The organism is Aquipuribacter hungaricus (genome assembly GCF_037860755.1).
Lineage (GTDB): Bacteria > Actinomycetota > Actinomycetes > Actinomycetales > JBBAYJ01 > Aquipuribacter > Aquipuribacter hungaricus.
On record NZ_JBBEOI010000014.1, the window covers coordinates 1 to 16,908 of the forward strand.

The 16,908-nt window shown below is 75.2% G+C and carries 20 protein-coding genes; 11 read left to right on the plus strand and 9 right to left on the minus strand.

Annotation, left to right across the window (positions count from 1 at the left end):
- The 5 genes from mce to WCS02_RS03920 form a co-directional block, all read left to right on the plus strand.
- The coding region (gene mce, locus WCS02_RS03900; protein WP_340290011.1) for a methylmalonyl-CoA epimerase at positions 1 to 585 on the plus strand (585 nt) is incomplete at its 5' end.
- Between the two features lie 42 nt (positions 586 to 627).
- Entirely contained in the window at positions 628 to 1,974 is a 1,347-nt protein-coding gene (locus tag WCS02_RS03905; protein WP_340290014.1) for a coiled-coil domain-containing protein, read from the plus strand.
- A gap of 42 nt (positions 1,975 to 2,016) precedes the next feature.
- Complete coding sequence (locus tag WCS02_RS03910; RefSeq protein ID WP_340290017.1) at positions 2,017 to 3,315, plus strand: AI-2E family transporter; 1,299 nt, start codon at positions 2,017 to 2,019, stop codon at positions 3,313 to 3,315.
- Between the two features lie 201 nt (positions 3,316 to 3,516).
- Positions 3,517 to 5,721: a carbon starvation CstA family protein gene (locus tag WCS02_RS03915; RefSeq protein WP_340290020.1), complete on the plus strand. Its 2,205-nt coding sequence runs from the start codon at positions 3,517 to 3,519 to the stop codon at positions 5,719 to 5,721.
- 56 nt (positions 5,722 to 5,777) lie between these two features.
- Positions 5,778 to 5,975: a YbdD/YjiX family protein gene (locus tag WCS02_RS03920; protein ID WP_340290023.1), complete on the plus strand. Its 198-nt coding sequence runs from the start codon at positions 5,778 to 5,780 to the stop codon at positions 5,973 to 5,975.
- 91 nt (positions 5,976 to 6,066) lie between these two features.
- Here the strand turns inward: WCS02_RS03920 and WCS02_RS03925 are convergent, their stop codons facing one another.
- The 3 genes from WCS02_RS03925 to WCS02_RS03935 form a co-directional block, all read right to left on the minus strand.
- A complete protein-coding gene (locus WCS02_RS03925) occupies positions 6,067 to 6,828 on the minus strand; it encodes an alpha/beta hydrolase (protein ID WP_340290127.1) in 762 nt (253 codons plus the stop codon).
- A gap of 70 nt (positions 6,829 to 6,898) precedes the next feature.
- The gene (locus WCS02_RS03930) at positions 6,899 to 7,144 is read right to left on the minus strand and encodes a hypothetical protein (RefSeq protein ID WP_340290025.1); all 246 of its coding nucleotides are present in this window, start codon (positions 7,142 to 7,144) and stop codon (positions 6,899 to 6,901) included.
- 34 nt (positions 7,145 to 7,178) lie between these two features.
- Positions 7,179 to 7,748, minus strand: a complete 570-nt coding sequence (locus tag WCS02_RS03935; protein WP_340290028.1) for an ASCH domain-containing protein — start codon at positions 7,746 to 7,748, stop codon at positions 7,179 to 7,181.
- A 166-nt stretch (positions 7,749 to 7,914) separates the two neighbouring features.
- On the opposite strand from WCS02_RS03935, the gene WCS02_RS03940 reads away from it, so the two are divergent.
- Positions 7,915 to 8,334, plus strand: a complete 420-nt coding sequence (locus WCS02_RS03940; RefSeq protein WP_340290031.1) for a hypothetical protein — start codon at positions 7,915 to 7,917, stop codon at positions 8,332 to 8,334.
- 113 nt (positions 8,335 to 8,447) lie between these two features.
- On the plus strand, positions 8,448 to 8,783 hold the full coding sequence (locus WCS02_RS03945) for a hypothetical protein (protein WP_340290034.1): 336 nt from the start codon (positions 8,448 to 8,450) through the stop codon (positions 8,781 to 8,783).
- 117 nt (positions 8,784 to 8,900) lie between these two features.
- Here WCS02_RS03945 and WCS02_RS03950 read toward each other — a convergent pair whose 3' ends face one another.
- Positions 8,901 to 10,112 carry a hypothetical protein gene (locus tag WCS02_RS03950; RefSeq protein ID WP_340290037.1) on the minus strand — a complete coding sequence of 404 codons (1,212 nt, stop codon included), beginning with the start codon at positions 10,110 to 10,112 and terminating at the stop codon, positions 8,901 to 8,903.
- 224 nt (positions 10,113 to 10,336) lie between these two features.
- On the opposite strand from WCS02_RS03950, the gene WCS02_RS03955 reads away from it, so the two are divergent.
- Together WCS02_RS03955 and WCS02_RS03960 are read left to right on the plus strand one after the other, a co-directional pair.
- Entirely contained in the window at positions 10,337 to 10,852 is a 516-nt protein-coding gene (locus tag WCS02_RS03955) for a SigE family RNA polymerase sigma factor (RefSeq protein ID WP_340290040.1), read from the plus strand.
- Entirely contained in the window at positions 10,849 to 11,547 is a 699-nt protein-coding gene (locus WCS02_RS03960) for a hypothetical protein (protein ID WP_340290043.1), read from the plus strand. Before WCS02_RS03955 ends, WCS02_RS03960 begins: the two co-directional genes overlap by 4 nt.
- 53 nt (positions 11,548 to 11,600) lie before the next feature.
- Here WCS02_RS03960 and WCS02_RS03965 read toward each other — a convergent pair whose 3' ends face one another.
- Positions 11,601 to 12,026, minus strand: a complete 426-nt coding sequence (locus tag WCS02_RS03965; protein WP_340290046.1) for a hypothetical protein — start codon at positions 12,024 to 12,026, stop codon at positions 11,601 to 11,603.
- 99 nt (positions 12,027 to 12,125) lie between these two features.
- Between WCS02_RS03965 and WCS02_RS03970 the strand changes: the two genes are divergently transcribed.
- On the plus strand, positions 12,126 to 13,034 hold the full coding sequence (locus tag WCS02_RS03970) for a class I SAM-dependent methyltransferase (RefSeq protein ID WP_340290049.1): 909 nt from the start codon (positions 12,126 to 12,128) through the stop codon (positions 13,032 to 13,034).
- A 317-nt stretch (positions 13,035 to 13,351) separates the two neighbouring features.
- Positions 13,352 to 14,392: a hypothetical protein gene (locus tag WCS02_RS03975; protein ID WP_340290051.1), complete on the plus strand. Its 1,041-nt coding sequence runs from the start codon at positions 13,352 to 13,354 to the stop codon at positions 14,390 to 14,392.
- 238 nt (positions 14,393 to 14,630) lie between these two features.
- On the opposite strand, the gene WCS02_RS03980 is transcribed toward WCS02_RS03975, so the two are convergent.
- From WCS02_RS03980 to WCS02_RS03995, 4 genes are all read right to left on the minus strand, one after another.
- Positions 14,631 to 15,047: a PH domain-containing protein gene (locus WCS02_RS03980; RefSeq protein WP_340290053.1), complete on the minus strand. Its 417-nt coding sequence runs from the start codon at positions 15,045 to 15,047 to the stop codon at positions 14,631 to 14,633.
- A 42-nt stretch (positions 15,048 to 15,089) separates the two neighbouring features.
- A complete protein-coding gene (locus tag WCS02_RS03985) occupies positions 15,090 to 15,776 on the minus strand; it encodes a histidine phosphatase family protein (protein ID WP_340290056.1) in 687 nt (228 codons plus the stop codon).
- A 170-nt stretch (positions 15,777 to 15,946) separates the two neighbouring features.
- On the minus strand, positions 15,947 to 16,327 hold the full coding sequence (locus tag WCS02_RS03990) for a VOC family protein (protein WP_340290059.1): 381 nt from the start codon (positions 16,325 to 16,327) through the stop codon (positions 15,947 to 15,949).
- Positions 16,328 to 16,374: 47 nt separating this feature from the next.
- On the minus strand, positions 16,375 to 16,881 hold the full coding sequence (locus WCS02_RS03995) for a MarR family winged helix-turn-helix transcriptional regulator (protein WP_340290062.1): 507 nt from the start codon (positions 16,879 to 16,881) through the stop codon (positions 16,375 to 16,377).
- Positions 16,882 to 16,908 lie beyond the last annotated feature (27 nt).

The following is a 16,908-nucleotide window of genomic DNA, read 5'->3' on the forward strand; positions in this document are numbered from 1 at the left end:
GCCCGCCCGCCCGCCGGGGCCGCCGCGCCCGCCGACGCCGCCCCGGAGGCCACCCCGGCCGCTGCCCCCGACCTCACCGCAGACCCCACCGCGGACCTGGTGGCCGGCGACCCCGCGGGCCCGCTCGCGGGGATGCCCGGGCTGCTGGGCGTGGACCACGTCGGCGTCGCCGTGCCCGACCTCGAGGCCGCGGTGGAGTGGCACACCCGGGTGCTGGGCCTCGTGGTCGTCCACCGCGAGACCAACGACGAGCAGCAGGTCGAGGAGGCCATGCTCGCCGCGCCCGGCTCGCCGCCCGGCGCCGCCCAGGTGCAGCTGCTCGCCCCGACCGACCCGGGCTCGACGCTCGCCCGCTTCCTCACCAGGTCCGGCCCCGGCCTGCAGCAACTGGCCTACCGGGTGCAGGACGTGGTCGCGGCCGCGGCGCACCTGCGGGCGCACGGGGTCCGGGTGCTGTCGGAGGAGCCGCGGCGCGGCACCGCGGGCAGCCTGGTCGTGTTCGCCCACCCCAAGGACTGCGGCGGCGTCCTCGTGGAGCTCGTGCAGCCTGCGCGAGCACCGGACGGCACGGACGTCGGCGTCTAGTCTCGGGACAGACCCCGGCACCACCGACGAGGAGCCCCGCCTGTGAGCGACCCCAGTACCAGCCCGTTCGCCGTCGTCATGCGCGGGTACGACCGCGGCCAGGTGGAGGCACGCCTCGGCCAGCTCGAGCGCTCCCTGCGCGAGGCGCGCTCCCGGGTGGAGGAGCTGGACGCCCGCTCCCTCGCCCAGGCCGGCGAGCTCGCCGAGGCCCAGCGCCAGCTCCACGAGGGCGAGCGCCCGTCGTACTCCGGGCTGGGGTCGCGCATCGAGCAGCTGCTCCGCCTCGCGGAGGAGCAGTCGTCGGACATGGTCGCCCAGGCCACCGAGCACGCCGAGGAGCTCCGGGCCCAGGCGCGCCTGGAGGTCGCCGAGCTGCGGGCCTCCACCGAGAACGCGCTCGCCGAGAGCCACGCGACCCTGTCCCGGCAGGCGCAGGAGACCCTCGACGCCGCCCGCGACGACGCCGACCAGCTGCGCGCGGACGCCCAGCGCCGCGCCGACGAGCTGGTGCAGGAGGCCGAGCAGCACGTCGCCCGGATCCTGTCCGCCGCCGACCAGGACGCCGCCGAGCGCCGCTCGGGTGCCGACCGTGACGTCGCCCGGCTCCGCGCCACCGCCGAGCGCGAGGCGACCGAGGTCCGCGTCGGCGCCCAGCGCGACGCCGACGACGTCCGCTCCGCCGCCAAGCACGACGCCGACACCATGCGGGCCGAGGCGCAGACCCTGCTCGAGCGGGTCCGTGCCGAGACCGGGCAGCTGCGGGCGGACCTGGAGATGGAGCTCGCCCAGGCCCGCGAGGCGTCCGAGCGGGACGTCGCCGACCGGCACGACACCGCGGTGCAGACCGCGCAGGCCATGGTCAGGGACGCCGAGAACCGGGCGGCCGCCGCCGAGGACCGCGCCCGCAAGGCCGGCGAGGCCGCCGAGGTCACCCGCCGCAGCACGGACGAGCAGGCCAAGGCGCTGCTCGCCAACGCCCGCCGCAACGCCGACGAGGCCCTCGCCCAGGCGCGCCTGCACGCCGAGCGCGTGCTGTCCGAGGCACGCGCCGAGGCCGAGCGGACCCGCACGGGCGTCCAGCGCGAGGTCGACGACCTGGTCCGCCAGCGGGAGTCCGTCACCGGCCACCTCAACCAGCTGCGCACCCTGCTCGGCGGCGGCGGCGACGCCCCGGCGGCGATCGACCCGGCCGTCGGGCGCGGCGCGCTCACCGGCGGGCCCGCGGCGACCAGCGGTGCCGACGGCGGCAGCGGGACCGGCGGCGCGGGCGACGGCCGGACCGACGGGACGCTGCCCGGCGGCGACGACGTGGTCGACGGCGAGCTGGTCGAGCACGACGAGCAGACCGCGCAGCACGACGGCGCGCCGGAGCCCGTCGAGCACCGCTGACGTGCGGGCCCGCCCGGGCCGGCACGTGGCTACCGTGACCCGGTGAGCACGCGGACCACCACCGGCCCGGGACCCGAGCCCGCCGCCGAGGGCCCGCGGCCGGCGACCGCCGCGACGCGGGAGCCTCCGGCCGTGCCCGACCGCCCGACCGGACCGGCTGCGACCGTCGGACCCGACGGACCCGACGGCCCTGATCGGGACGTCGACCCGGTCACGGCCGCCGGGGCGGACGAGCCGACCACCGGCCCATCGGCTCCCGCGGAGGGCACCCGCACGGCACCGGTCGTCACCGTCTCCTCCGGCGGGCGCCACCTGTCCCCGTTCGCCATCGGGTTCACCGGCGCGATGGGCGTGCTGCTCGCCGTCGGGCTCGTGCAGGCCGTCGTGCAGGCGGGGCAGATCGTCACCCTGGTCTTCGCGGCGCTCTTCCTCGCGCTCAGCCTGGACCCGTTCGTCACCTGGCTGCAGCGGCACGGGCTCCGGCGGGGCGCGGCGGTCGCGGTGACGTTCGGCCTGCTCGTGGTCCTCGTCGGCGGGTTCGTCGCCTCGGTGGCACCGCTCGTGCTGTCGGAGTCCAGCCAGCTGCTGCGGGTGACGCCGATCTACGTCCGCCGGCTCGAGCAGACCGACCTGGCGCAGACCCTGGACACCCGCTTCGGCATCTTCGAGCGCATCAACACCGAGGTGGAGAACCGGCTGTCTTCCAGCTCGACCATCGACGCTCTCTTCGGCGGGGTGCTGGGCGCCGGGCGCGCCGTGGTCACCGGGGTGTTCTCGGTGCTGCTCGTCCTGGTCCTCACCCTGTACTTCCTGGCCTCCCTGCGCAGCATCACCTCCGGGGCCTACCGGCTGGTGCCCAGCAGCAGCCGCGAGCGCTGGCGCGAGATCGGCGACGAGGCGCAGCGCCGGGTGGGCGGCTACGTCCTCGGCCAGCTCGGCGTGGCCTCGCTCAACGGCGTGCTCGCGTTCCTCGTCATGACCGTGCTCGAGGTCCGGTACTCCGTCGCGCTCGCCTTCGCCGTCGGTGTCTGCGGGCTCATCCCGCTCGTCGGCGCCACCATCGGCGCCGTCCTCGCCTGCACCGTCGCGGCCCTCGGCGAGGGGAGCGACGGGATCGCGCTCGCCGTCTGGTTCCTCGTCTACCAGCAGGTCGAGAACTACGTGATCCTGCCGCGGATCATGTCCCGGACGGTGGCGGTGCCGAGCACGCTCGCGGTCGTGGCCGCGCTGCTCGGGGGCTCGCTGCTCGGCCTCATCGGCGCGCTCGTGGCGATCCCGCTCGCGGCCACCGTCCTGCTCGTGGTCCAGCGGGTGGTCTACCCGCGCCAGGAGCGTGCCTGAGCGTGCGCGCCCCGGTCACGGTCCGGTAGCGGTCCGCCCCGCCACCGTGGTGGTACGCCCCGTGTGCGCTATACATCCCGGGAGGCTGGCGCCGCCGCGACCGGGGACGCCGCTGCGACGAAGGAGTCGACGCATGCCCCACCGGCCCAGCGCCCACCACAGCGCCCCGCCCCCTGTCCCCACCCTCCCCGGGAGCCCCGCATGAGCACCGTCTCCGGCGACCGTCCGTCGCCCCGGTCCGACACCGGCATCCCCGCGCCGCCCGCGTCGCGGCGCAGCCCGCTCCAGGTCGCCGTCTGGGTGGCCGTCGCCGTCCTCGGCGGCGTCGCCTGGACCGTCCTGGCGCTGTCGCGCGGGGAGGAGGTGTCAGCCCTGTGGGTCCTGTTCGCGGCGCTGGCCTCCTACGCCATCGCCTACCGCTTCTACAGCCGCTTCATCGCCTACCGCGTCCTGCTCGTCGACGACACCCGCGCCACCCCGGCCGAGCGCCTGGACAACGGGGTCGACTACGAGGTGACCGACCGGCGCGTCCTGTTCGGCCACCACTTCGCCGCGATCGCCGGCGCCGGCCCGCTGGTCGGGCCCGTGCTCGCCGCGCAGATGGGCTACCTGCCGGGCACGATCTGGATCGTCGTCGGCGTCATCTTCGCCGGCGCCGTGCAGGACATGGTCGTCATGTTCTTCTCGATGCGCCGCAACGGGAAGAGCCTCGGCCAGATGGTCCGCGAGGAGATCGGGCCCGTGGGCGGCGTCGCGGCCCTCATCGCCGTGTTCGCCATCATGATCATCATCCTGGCGGTGCTCGCGCTCATCGTCGTCAACGCCCTCGCCGAGTCCCCCTGGGGCGTCTTCTCCATCGCGCTCACCATCCCGATCGCCCTGTTCATGGGCGTGTACCTGCGGGTCATCCGGCCCGGGCGGGTCATGGAGGCCACCGCCATCGGCGTCGTCCTGCTGCTGCTGGCCATCGTCGGCGGCGGGTACGTCGAGGCCTCGGGCCTGGCCGACGCGCTGACCCTGAGCAAGGAGACCCTGGTCGTCGCGCTCGTCGTGTACGGCTTCGTCGCCTCGGTCCTGCCGGTGTGGATGCTGCTCACGCCGCGCGACTACCTGTCGACGTTCATGAAGATCGGCGTCATCGTCCTGCTCGCCCTGGCCCTGCTGCTCGCCCGCCCGGTCCTGGCCAACGACGCCGTCAGCCAGTTCGCGATCGAGGGCAACGGGCCCGTCTTCGCCGGCTCGCTGTTCCCGTTCGTCTTCATCACCATCGCCTGCGGCGCCCTGTCCGGCTTCCACGCGCTCATCAGCTCGGGCACGACGCCCAAGATGATCGCCAAGGAGAGCCAGGTCCGGTTCATCGGCTACGGCGGCATGCTCATGGAGAGCTTCGTCGCCATCAGCGCCCTCATCGCCGCCTCGGTCATCGACCAGGGCCTGTACTTCGCCATCAACTCCCCCGCCGGCGCGACGGGCGGCACGCCGGAGTCCGCGGCCGCGTTCGTCCAGGGCCTCGGCTTCGACACCTCCGCAGCGCAGATCTCGGCCGAGGCGGCCGCGGTCGAGGAGGACCTGGTCTCCCGGACCGGCGGCGCCCCGACCCTGGCGCTCGGCATCTCGCAGATCTTCGCCAGCGCGTTCGGCGGCGGCCTGCAGGCGTTCTGGTACCACTTCGCGATCATGTTCGAGGCGCTGTTCATCCTCACCGCCGTCGACGCCGGGACCCGCGTCGGCCGCTTCATGCTCCAGGACACGGTCGGCAACGTGTGGAAGAAGTTCGGCGACCTGTCGTGGCGACCGGCCAACTACCTGGCCAGCGCCGTGGTCGTGGGCGCGTGGGGGTACTTCCTCTACGTCGGCGTCACCGACCCCCTCGGCGGCATCAACCAGCTCTTCCCGCTGTTCGGCATCGCCAACCAGCTGCTCGCCGCCATCGCCCTCACGCTGTGCGTCACGCTGATGATCAAGCACGGCAAGGTGCGCTGGGCCTGGGTGCCCGGCATCCCGCTGGTCTGGGACCTCGTCGTCACCATGACGGCCAGCTACCAGAAGGTGTTCAGCGACGTCCCGGCCATCGGCTACTTCGCCCAGCGGGCCCGGTACGCCGACGCGCTCGAGGCCGGCGAGGTCCTGCCGCCGGCCGCCGACGCGGGCCAGATGCAGCAGATCGTCACCAACTCCACGACGAACGGCGTCCTGCAGTCGGTGTTCGCGCTGCTCGTGCTCGTCGTCGTCGCCAACGCCGTGGTGACGATCGTCAAGGCGCTCCGGCAGGGCAGCCTGGCCACCACGGAGGTCCCGCACACGCCGAGCCGCATCGTCGAGCCGGCCGGGCTGTTCGCCACGCCCGAGGAGAAGGCCGCCATCGCCGCGCACGAGGACCGGCTGGTCAGCGGGGGCCAGCAGTGACCGTGCCGCAGGCCCGCACCCCCTGGACGCAGGCGCCGGCGGGTCACGAGCCCGCCGTGCCGGCGCTGCCCGGGCTGCTCGCCCGGGGCTGGCGGGGGCTGGTCTGGTACCTGCGCGCGGTCACCGGCGAGGACCGGTGGGACGCCCACGTCCGCGAGTGCGCCGCCCACGGGCACCCCGCCGGGACGCGGCGGGAGTTCGAGCGGCAGCGCCAGGACCGGGCGGAGGGCGCGGCGGTCGACCGCTGCTGCTGACACCACCGCACCGTCCCGACCAGGGCCGGGGCCGGCCGCACCCGTCGAGGGTCCGTCGGCCCCGGCCCTGTCGCGTCGGGGGCCGGGGTGCTCAGCCGATCCGCGTGGTCACGCGCTCGTAGGGCCCGTCCCACGTGGTCGGCAGCGGGTGGGCGCCCGGCGCGGCGGCTTCGACCACGTGATCGAGGACGGTCCGGACGTGGCTCTCGCCGACGACCAGGTGCTTGGCGCCCACGAGCGGCACGACCCGCGCCTGCGGCACCAGCGAGAAGCGCTCGACGGCCTCCGGCGGGCGCAGGTAGTCGTCGTGCTCGGGCACCAGCGCCGTCACGGGCCGGCCGTCGGCGGCCCACCAGCGCAGGTCGTCGTCGCCGGTGTACCGCAGCGGCGGGGACAGCAGCACGAGCTGGGTGACGAGCGGGTCGCGGGCGTGCAGCAGCGACAGGTCCGTGCCGAACGACCAGCCCAGCACGGTGACCGCGGGCAGGCCGTGGTCCTCGACGAAGGCGAGCGCCGCGGTGACGTCGTGCCGCTCCGCGTCACCGGCGTCGAAGGTGCCCTCCGACGTACCGCGCGGGCTGGTGACGCCTCGCAGGTTGAAGCGGAGCACGGCGAGGTCGGCCAGTGCGGGCAGCCGCTGCGACGCCTTGAGCAGGACGTGGGAGTCCATGTAGCCGCCGTGCGTGGGCAGGGGGTGCAGGCACACGAGCGTGGCGACGGGGTCGCGGTCGGCGGGCAGCGCGAGCTCCCCGACCAGGCGCAGGCCGTCCGGGGTGTGCAGCTCGACGTCCTCGCGGCGGGCGGGCAGCCGTACGGCGGGGCCGAGCTCGACGGGACCCTGGGCGGGGACCACCTGCTGGCTGAGGGAGGGCGGGACCACGGCGCCACGCTAGCCGCCGGGGTGCGGGACGAAGGCTCAGCCCCTAGCGGCGGTCGCGCTCCTGCTCGAGGAAGAACGTGACCGCGACCACCGGGGAGACCACCAGGAGCAGCTGCAGCCAGGACGGACCGTCGAGGAGGCTCACCGCCCCTCCCAGGACGGCTGCCACAGCGACGAAGGGCAGGGTCCGCCACATCGCCCTCAGGGTGTGACGTGCGCCCGGTCGGGGTCTGTCGTCGACGAGACCCAGGAACGTCGCGACGCGCCGCCGACGCGCCGGGTCAGCCATGCGGTGACCCTAGGGCGCCGCGGTCGTCGGGACCTCAGGCGTCGGTCAGCGCGCGACCACGGTCGCCGGCCGGACGGCGGCGCGGGTAGAGCAGCTCCAGCGCCTCGCACACGACGAGCATGTCGCCGGTGAAGCTGCGCCCGGCCGCGGTGAGCTCCTCGGCGAAGACCCGCCGGTGGTTCTCTCTCCAGTGCGCCAGGGAGAGGTCGCCCTCGCCCTCGGCCCGGGCGTGCTCCTCCCCCACCTCGGAGAACGGCACGACGTCGACCGCGACGGTGCGCACGAGCGCCCGAGGACGACCCGCACCGTCGAGGACGATGGAGAGCTCACCGGGCCGGGGCAGCTGCTGACCTTCGACCTCGTACGGCCAGCGGGCGCCGGACGTCGCGGTCTTCGTCCCGTCGAGCACGAGGGCCAGCAGCTCGTCGGCCTCCTCGGGGGTCCCGCCGAAGGCCCACGCGGGCGGCGGCACGACGGCCGCCGACGTCAGGCCCGTCACGACCGCGAGCCGGCCCAGACCGGCGCTGCTGCGCGCCGTCTCCCAGAAGCGCACGATCGCGCTGTCGCCGCCCGTCGTCCCCGCGGCGAGCTCCTCGGCATCCACGCCGTCAGTCTGCCCTCCGGCCGCCCGCCGACGAGGGACCGGTCGTGAGTGGCGGGCGTCCTCCCGGGCCCGGCGGCGACCGCGGCGAGGGCGTCGGGTCGACGGTCCCCCAGCGACGTGCGTCGATCACCGACGCTGCCGTCCCCGCCCGACCTACGGTGGCACCGTGGACGCCGCGGCCCCTGCCTCCAGCAGCCCGCCCGGGACCCGTCGGTGGGCGCGAGCGCTGCTCTGGCTGCCTGCGGTGGTCTGGTTCGTCGGGACCCCGCTGCTCGTCCTGCACCACCTCGGCCAGTCGCTCACGTTCTTCGGGGAGCAGCTGTCGCCCCAGGAGGTCGCGGCGGCGAGGGTCACGCTGGTCTGGGCTGCGGTCTGCTCTGCGGGCGCACCGGTGGCCGGGCTGGCCCTGGCCGGGCTCGCACGGAGCTCTCGCGCGCTACGGCTCTACGGCGTCGCCGTCGTCCTCGGCTGCATGCCTGGGCTGTTCTGGGCGGCCCTCGTCGACCACCGGACACCGACCCCCGTCGAGCGCGTGACCACGTGCCAGGAGCACAGCGGCGGGGACACGCGCTGCCCGGGAGGGTGAACGTCGACCGGCACCGACCGCGGCAGCCGCCTCGTCCGGACACCGCGTCCACGCCCACAGGTCCTCCCTTCGGCCAGTAGAGGACCGTCCCGGGAGTGCCGCAGGATGGGCGTGTGAACGCTCTCACGGCCTTCGTCACGCACCGGTTGTCGGACCTCGCTGACGGTGCCCCAGCTGACGGTCGCGACCCCGTCGACGGGCCGGACCAGCCCTGGGCGGACGGCTGGCAGGACCTGCTCGCCGACTACGAGGACGCCGTCCACCTCTCCGAACGCTGGGCGGTCCTGGAGGTGGCGGTCCGGCAGCTGGCGGCACGCTTCTGCGACCACCCGGGGTTCGACCCCCGGTGGGCGCTGCCCCGGACCCGGCTCCCGCGCCCGGCGCGGTCCTGGAGCGGGCGGCCAGGCAGCACCGACGCGCCAGGACGCGTCTCGCGCGTCCCTGCCTGACGCACCGACACGGCGGCGGGGCCACCCGCCTCACGTCGACGACGGTCCTCGTCGTCGCGGTCCGTGCGCGCCTCCTGCCGGCGGCCGCCCGGAGGTGGCCGCCGGCAGGGACGTGCCTCAGCGCGGGTAGAGCACCCTGCCGCCCTCGGAGCGGACGTACACCTGGCCGGCGTCCGGCACGACGAGGGTCGCGCCGGGGTTGCCCTGGGTCCGGGTCTGGGCGAGGACCTCGACCCCGCCGGGCACGCTGTCCCCGACCGCGTAGACGACGAAGTTGCCGTCCTCCTGCATCACGGCGAGGTTGGCGCCGCTGAGGCGCGTCCCGCTCTGCCAGACGGCCCGGCCGTCGCGGTAGTGGACCAGGTTCTCGTCGGCCTGGAACACCAGCACGCCGCGGCCGTCGGGCGAACGGCGGCGGTCGCCCGGGAGCAGCGACTGCCCGAACTCCACCGTCGGGCTGGTCCACGCGGAGCCGTAGACGGACGACAGCCTCTCCGCCCCCTGGACCACGGAGAACTCGCCGACGCCCAGACGGAGGACCGTGGAGTCCGGGAACTCCGTCGTCACCGTCCGGGTCGAGAACACCGCCCGCGAGCCGGCGTAGACGACGAAGTTGCCGTCGGACTGCAGGACGGCGTCCGCGCCGACGTTGTCGGGCGAGTTGGTCCCGGACTGGAACACCGCCTGGCCGTACCGGTACAGGACCAGGTTGCCGTCACCCTGCATGACCAGGACGGACGCAAGGTCCGAGGAGATCATCCGGTCACCGGACAGCAGCGCCTGGCCGGGCACGAGACGCTCCAGCGAGATGGTCTGGAACGAGCGGACGGTCTGGTCGCTGCCGGCGTACCGGGAGTACAGCACCACGTTGCGGTCGTCCTGCACGACGAAGTAGTCCGCGCCCGTGCCCTCGGTGGCATAGTTCTCGGCCACGCTGCCGTCGGGGTCGTACATCACCAGGTTGCCGTCCTCCTGCATGATCAATCGCGCACCGGGCTCTCCCTGCCCGAGGCGCTCGAGCACCACCGGCGCAGGGTTGAACCGCGTCGGCTGGAGCACGAGGACCAGCGCCCCGTCGGTCCTGAGCGTCAGGGCGTACCGGCCCGACGGCGAGACCAGCGACTGCCCCGGCTGGAGCGTCTCGCCCGAGGTCAGGCTCGTCGGGACCGCGGCTGCCGCGACGCCGTCCGCGGCGGCGACCGCGTCCCGCACCGCCGACGGCTCCTGCAGGCCCTGCAGCACCCCCGTCCCCGCCGTCGCAGGCCCTGCTCCCGCGACCAGCGCGGCCACGAGCACCCCCGCCGCGACCGTCGTCCTCCGTACCGTCATCTGCTTCTCCCCCGTCTCGGGGCGTCCTCTGTGACGCCCGCGCGCGCCAGCGTGCACCATGCGGGACCTGCGGACCCGGCGGACGGCGGGTCCCGTCCGGGAAGGTCCGGGTGCCGAGGGTGTCCGCGGTCGCCCCGCCGGCGACCGGGGCCAGGCTGGGGACGGGAGAGGACAACCTTCTCGACGGTCTGCACCCTTCTACCGGCATGGGGGACGCGCGACTGATGGTCGACGAAGCCGGCTTCCGGCAGTACGTGACGCTGCGGCAGCGCGCCCTGCTGCGGACGGCGTGGCTGCTCACGGGTGACTGGGCCACGGCCGAGGACCTGGTCCAGGCGACCCTGCTGACGATGTGGGGCCGGTGGGCCCGCATCAGCACGGGTCGGGACCACGCCAGCCTCGACGGCTACGCCCGACGCGTCCTGCTGAGCACGTACCTGGGCTGGCGGAGGCGACGGTGGCACGGGGAGCGACCGACCCCGGTCCTGCCCGACACGGCGGCGCCGTCGGGTGACGGCTACGAGGTCCGCTGCGTGATGGCGGACGCGGTGCGGTCCCTGCCGCCCCGGCAGCGGGCGGTCGTCGTGCTGCGCTTCTTCGACGACCTCACCGAGCGGGACACCGCCGCGGCGCTCGGCTGCTCCGTCGGCACGGTGAAGAGCCAGACGTCCAAGGCGCTGGCCACCCTGCGCCGGCACCCCGACCTGACGACCCTCGACCTCGAAGGGAGCCCCGCATGAGTCACGACCTGGCCGGCGCGCTCAGACGTGACGTCCCCGAACCTCCTCGCGTCCTCGACCCGGACGCCCTGATCCGCACGCACCGCGAGCGCCGGCAGCGCCGCCGGGCCGCGGTCGTCGCGGGGTCCCTCGCCCTGGCCGCGGTCGGCGGGTCCGCCGCGGTCCTCGGCTCCCCCGACCGGACGCAGCCGGGTCCCGCCGGCCGCCCTGCGACGGCACAGGTGTCGGCGCTGGAGGACACCGTCGCGCTGCCCCAGGAGTGGAGGCAGCTCCGCCCCTTCCTCCCGGAGCGGGCCAGCCAGGTCGCCACGATGGAGGGCGACGCGGCGGCCTACCTCTGGGCCGACGAGGACCGGCTCTGCCTGGCCGTGCTGTTCGGGGTGGACGGGGAGGTCCCTGGCGGGGGCGTGCCCACGGGCCGGGACGGCTGCACCCCGGCCGACGCGCTGCTCGAGGACGGGCTGGTGCTGGTCGCGCAGGGCAGCAGCCCGGCCGGGACCTTCCAGCACCTCGTCGCCGTCCTCCCGGACGGGTACACCGAGGCCACCCTCGGCACCCGGACCGTGACGGTGACGGGCAACGCCGCCGTCTTCGGCTGGGACTACGTGGCCGACGTCGGGTCGCTCTCGCGCGCCACCGGCGGTCTGCTCGTCGAGGGCCCGGGCCGGCCGAGCGTGACGCTGCCGCTGCCCTGACCGGTCGTCGTCCTCGACGACGTCCACGAGGACCTGCGTGCTCGAGGGCGTCGTCAGCGCCCGGGTGGGCTGTCCAGCAGGGTCATGAGCAGCGAGGGCAGAGCCACGATGCCCTCCCGCACAGGTGGACCGGCCAGGGCGGCGGCGCGCAGGGCGGGAGCGGTCTGGCCGAGGTCGACCAGGACGCGGTCGAGGTGCTGGCCTTCCAGGCTCACCCCGGTGATGCACCAGGACCCGTCGGCGACGGCGAGGTCGACGACCAGGTCGGTGCACCTGCCGCGCCACCCGTCTGGTGGCTCACGGCTGGTCGGCAGCGCCGGGGCACGCGCGGCGAGCTCGTCAGCGGCGGCGCACCAGACGATCTGACCCTCCGTCCCGTCGGCACCGCCCTGGCCGGCAGCGAACCCCCGCGGCACCAGGACGGCGTCGACAGCGGCCCGCAGCGCAGCGACCGGGGCGGGGTCCTCGTCCACGCGCACCGTCCGAGTGTGCCTCCCACGCCGTGCGCGCCTCGTCGTCCAGGGTCCAGCGCCTGACTCTGCGTCCCGTGCCGGTGGTCCTGGCCGCACACTCCCCGCATGGACGAGCCAGCTGTCGTGCGTGCCCTGTCAGCCCTGGTGGACGGCGACGTCGACCTCGCCCGCCGAGAGGTCGCCGGCGGCGGCTCGCTGCTGGAGAGGGCCCTCGCCGAGCACCTGGGCGGTGACGGCCACGGGTCGGTCTACGACCGGCCGGCGGCGTTCGAGGCGTTCATCCGCGGCGGCGGCAACGTGCCGCTGTACGCCGCGGTCGGCGCGGTGCTGGCCGACCTCTACGACAGCCACCGGCCCGCCTCGCTGCTCGACGTCGGCTGCGGGGACGGCACAGCACTGCTCGGGGCGCTGCAGGCGGCCCGGCACCGACCCGCCCACCTGGACGTCCTGGAGCCCTCGCCGGCCTTGCTCGCCACCGCCCTGGAACAGCTCCACCGGTGGCAGCAGGACGGGGTCCCGCAGACCGAGGTGGACAGCTGGCCGGTCACCGTCCAGAGCCTCGTCAGCGACCTGGACACCGACCCCGGCGCGGGACGGACCTGGGACCTGGTGCAGTCCACCTTCGCCCTGCACGCGGTCGACCACGACCAGCGCACCGCGGTCCTGCGCGACCTGCGCCCGAGCGTGGGCCTGCTGGCCGTCGTCGAGTTCGACGTCCCCGACGTCGCGGTGGGCAGCCTGGACCACCTGCGCTTCCTGGCCCGGACCTACGAGCGCGGCCTGGCCGAGTACACCGACGACCGCGACCTGGTGGCGCAGGGCTTCCTCATGCCCGTGCTCACCGGGCAGCTGCGGCCCGGTGCCGTGCGTGCCACGTTCGAGCAGCCGGCGACCGCCTGGGTGCGGCAGCTGCGCGAGACCGGCTGGACCGACGTGACGGTCCGGCCGGTGCACGACTACTGGTCCTCGCCGGCCTTCCTGCTCACCGCCCGCGGGGCGGCCGGCAGCTCCTGACCCGCTGGCCTGCGTCTCGCCTCTGATCGCGGGGCCGGACCGCTGGGCACGGGCGGCCGTGTGCAGCAGAGTGGCGGCATGGGCGCGCACGGGGGCGCGCACGGGGGCGCGCACGGGGGCGCGCCGGACTCTGGGGGGCACGGATGAGACCACGTACTGGCCTGGCAGGCGTCGCTCTGGCCGCGGCGCTGCTGGTGGGGGCGGGCGCCGGACCGGCGACCGCAGGGCCGCCGACCACAGCCGGCGGGGCTGGCGCGGGCTCCGTCGTGCGCGCCGCACCCGCTGCGCCTCAGCCGACCCAGCGGGACGCGTGCAGCGTGGACGACCGGGGCGGCAGCATCATCTGGACGATCTGGCACGGGTACCCGCTGCCCTCGGCGTCCGGTCGCTATGCCGCGGCCATCACCGAGGACGGCAGGCTGCAGGTGGTGCTGCAGCCCAACCGGTTGAACCGCGAGCCGGTGGTCGTCCGCGAGATCGCAGCAGGCCGACCGGGGGCCCAGCTCAGGCTCCAGGTGGACGGCAACCTCGTCCTGTACGACCCCGAGGGGGCGGTCGCCACGAACTACGGCACCGTCGGGAGCGGTGCGATGGCCATCGTCATGCAGGACGACCGCAACCTCGTGGTGTACGCCTGCGACAACCGCCCCGTGCTCAGCCTCAGCTCACCGGTCCTCCCCACCCTGGTCCCCGGCCAGGCCCTGCTGTCGGGCGACTCTCTCCTCAGCGAGGACGGCTCCACCCTGGTGATGCAGGGGGACGGCAACCTCGTGCTCTACCAGGGCGGCCAGGCGCGGTTCCAGTCCGGGACGAACTCCCCGGCCAACGCCGGCGCCGACGCTGTCCTCCAGCCGGACGGCAACCTCGTCGTCGTCGCCGGGTCCCGGGTGGTCTTCGAGAGCGGCACCGGTACGGCGGGACCCGGTGCGCGCACGACGCTCCGGCTGGCCGACGGCGCCTTCAGGATCCTGCGGCACCCGGGCAACGGGACCGAGGTGCCGGTGTACGGCTCGGCCTGGGCGACGGCGGCGGTCGCACCCGGTCAGACCCTGCTGCACGGCGAGTCCCGCCGCTCCGCCGACGGGCGCTCGGTCCTGCGCTTCCAGGTCGACGGCAACCTGGTCCTGTACCGAGACGGGCAGCCCACCTTCCGGACCGGGACACAGGGGACCGGGGCGGTGGTCGCCGCCATGCAGTCCGACGGCAACCTCGTCCTCTACCGTCCCAGCGCCGCAGGCCCCGAGGTGGTCTTCCAGACGCGGACGGCGGGCAACCCCGGCGCCCAGCTCGTCATCACCGACGACGGGAGCACCGTGGTGGTCCGCTCCCGGTCCGGCTCGGTCCTCTTCCCTCGCTGACAGGGTTGCCCCGCCCCTGGAGGTCGGGCTCGTCCCGGAGCCCGACCAGGGTGGTCCCCGGAGGGCGCGCCCCGTGGACGCGCTGTCCGCGGCCGCGCCGTAGGTCGCGCTGTCCGCGGCCGCGCCTTACGTCGCGCCGGCCCGCCGCCACGTACGCCTGGGTCGGACCGGCCGGCTGCTGCTGGCGCACCACCACCGGTGCGTGCTGGTGACGGGCGTGCGCGGGGCGACCCGCGGGTCAGGCGGCGCTGCTCTCCTGCCAGGAGACGCCGAGGGCGAGCGGGAAGCCGAGCGGGAGGGGCACCGGCTCTCCGTCCGTCCGCAGCATGACGACGTCGGCATCGCTGCGCTCCGGCGACGCACGGAAGCCGCTGACCTGCCCCCACGCCGTCGACGCCGGTCTCCGGTACCTCGCCCTGACAGTGACCCCGGCCTCGTCGGCGTCCACCCGCGCCCGGGGACGCACCGCCTCCAGCAGGCCACCCGCCGCGAAGGCCACCGTGACCGGCGCGACGTACCTCAGCGGGGCGCTCGCCCCCCATGCCCACGCCATCAGGGTCAGCGCCAGGGCCACCGCGACCATGAGGGCGGCCAGCAGGACCCGCCCGCGTGACGGGTAGGGCTCGACCCAGCTGGGGCTCTCGAGCGGCGCCATGCCCCTGTCTACCGTGCGCTGGTCGGACCGGCGGCGTCCGCCTCAGCTCTCGTGGCGCACGGGCGCCAGGTGCGAGGTGTCGTCCACGCTGACGAGCGTCCGGTTGTGGAACCGGGCGTCCTCCTCCAGCACCGTGATGCCGCCGCTGCTCGTGCGCACCGCGACCCGGCCCGCCGCCTCGAGCGGCATCCCCACGAAGGCCGCGACCACGAACGTGAGCGCGAACCCGTGCGTGACGACGACCTGCTGACGGCAGGGGCTCGCCAGGACCTGCTCCGTGGCCGCGTAGACGCGCGCGGCGAGCTGGCGCCGCGTCTCCGCGCCCTCGATGCCGACGTCGTGGTCCAGCCGGTCGTCCGCCGCCGGCGGCGGGACGAACCGTTCCCGCAGCCATGCCTCCGGACGGCCCTCGGCGACCCCGTAGGAGATCTCCCGCAGCCCGGGCAGCAGCACAGGCTGCACCCCGAGCCGGAGGGCGACGACCTCCGCCGTCTGCGAGGCACGTCGCAGGTCCGACGACCACACCTCGACCGTCTCCCCGGTCGGGACCAGCGACCTGAGCCGGGCGGCGACCGCCTCGGCCTGCCGGAGCCCCAGCGGGGTGAGCCGCGAGTCGTACCAGCCGCCGACGAGACCGTCGACGTGGTGGGTGGCCTCCGGGTGGGCGGCCACGTAGAACCGCCTGGACGGGCCGGGGTCAGCGTCCGCCGAGGCCGCGTGGTCGGGCACCCGGCGACGATAGAGCTCGCGGGGACACACGCCGCTCCCCCCGTGCACGACGACCGGACCGACTGTCCGGGACGGGCGCGGCGCTCCCCCTCGTCCCCCACCAGTACGGGCTGGGCCCCCAGGAGGTTGCCCTGTCGTCGGGACCGACCGGCAGCTGCCGCCCGCCAGCCCTACCGGGTCAGCATGACAAGGGTGCCGTCAGGGTCCGCCACCCACGCCGTGCGCTCGCCCCAGGGGCTGTCGCCGGGGGCGACGACGACCTCGAACCCGGCCGCCCCCACGCGGGCGAACGTCGCGTCGACGTCGTCGACGTACAGGCACAGGTCGACCAGGTGCCCCGACGCCGGCCGCTGCGGACGGCCGTGCGGAGGGTCGGCGGCGATCCCGCCGAGACCGATCTCGGAGCCCTCGCCCATGCTCAGCGTGACGAACGCCGGCTCGCCGTCGTCCGGGAAGCGGTACGTCTCCCGACCGCCGAGCACCTCGCCGTAGAACAACAGCGACCGGGCGAGGTCGGAGCAGGACAGCATCGGGAACAGCCTCGGCGCCATCGGCCCATGGTGCCGCGAGCGCCCGGGAGCGCGACCTCCCGGCGGGGTCACCCCGGTCCGCCCCCGGGGGTCGTGCACGGCTCCGACGGGTCGGTCGACCGCGCCACGCGCACCAGCAGGGCGCGCAGCTGGGCGGCCTCGGCCGGGTCGAGCGCCCCCAGCAGCTGCTCCTCCGTGGCGCGCAGGGCACCCCGGGCGCGGGTCAGCGCCTGCATCCCGTCGGGCGTGATGGCGACGTGGCGGACGCGGCGGTCCGTCGCGTGCGGCTGGCGGACCACCAGGCCGGCTGCCTCGAGCGCGTCCACGAGGTAGGTCATCGCCGTGCGGTCGATGCCCAGCCGCTGGGCCAGGGCCAGCTGCGACGACGGCGGGTCGGCGTCCACCGCCACCAGCACCTGGTAGCCCCGGGAGCCCCCGGGGACGTCGGCGACGGAGTCGGCAGCGGACTGCCGGAAGCCGCCGTAGACGCGGTGCAGCGACCAGCCGAGCTCGTCCTCCAGGCCGCCGTGCCCGACGGGCAGCCCCGTCCGGTCGTGCGCCTCCGCTGTCGTCATGAGGAGACCATAGCGTTCTGATACGTT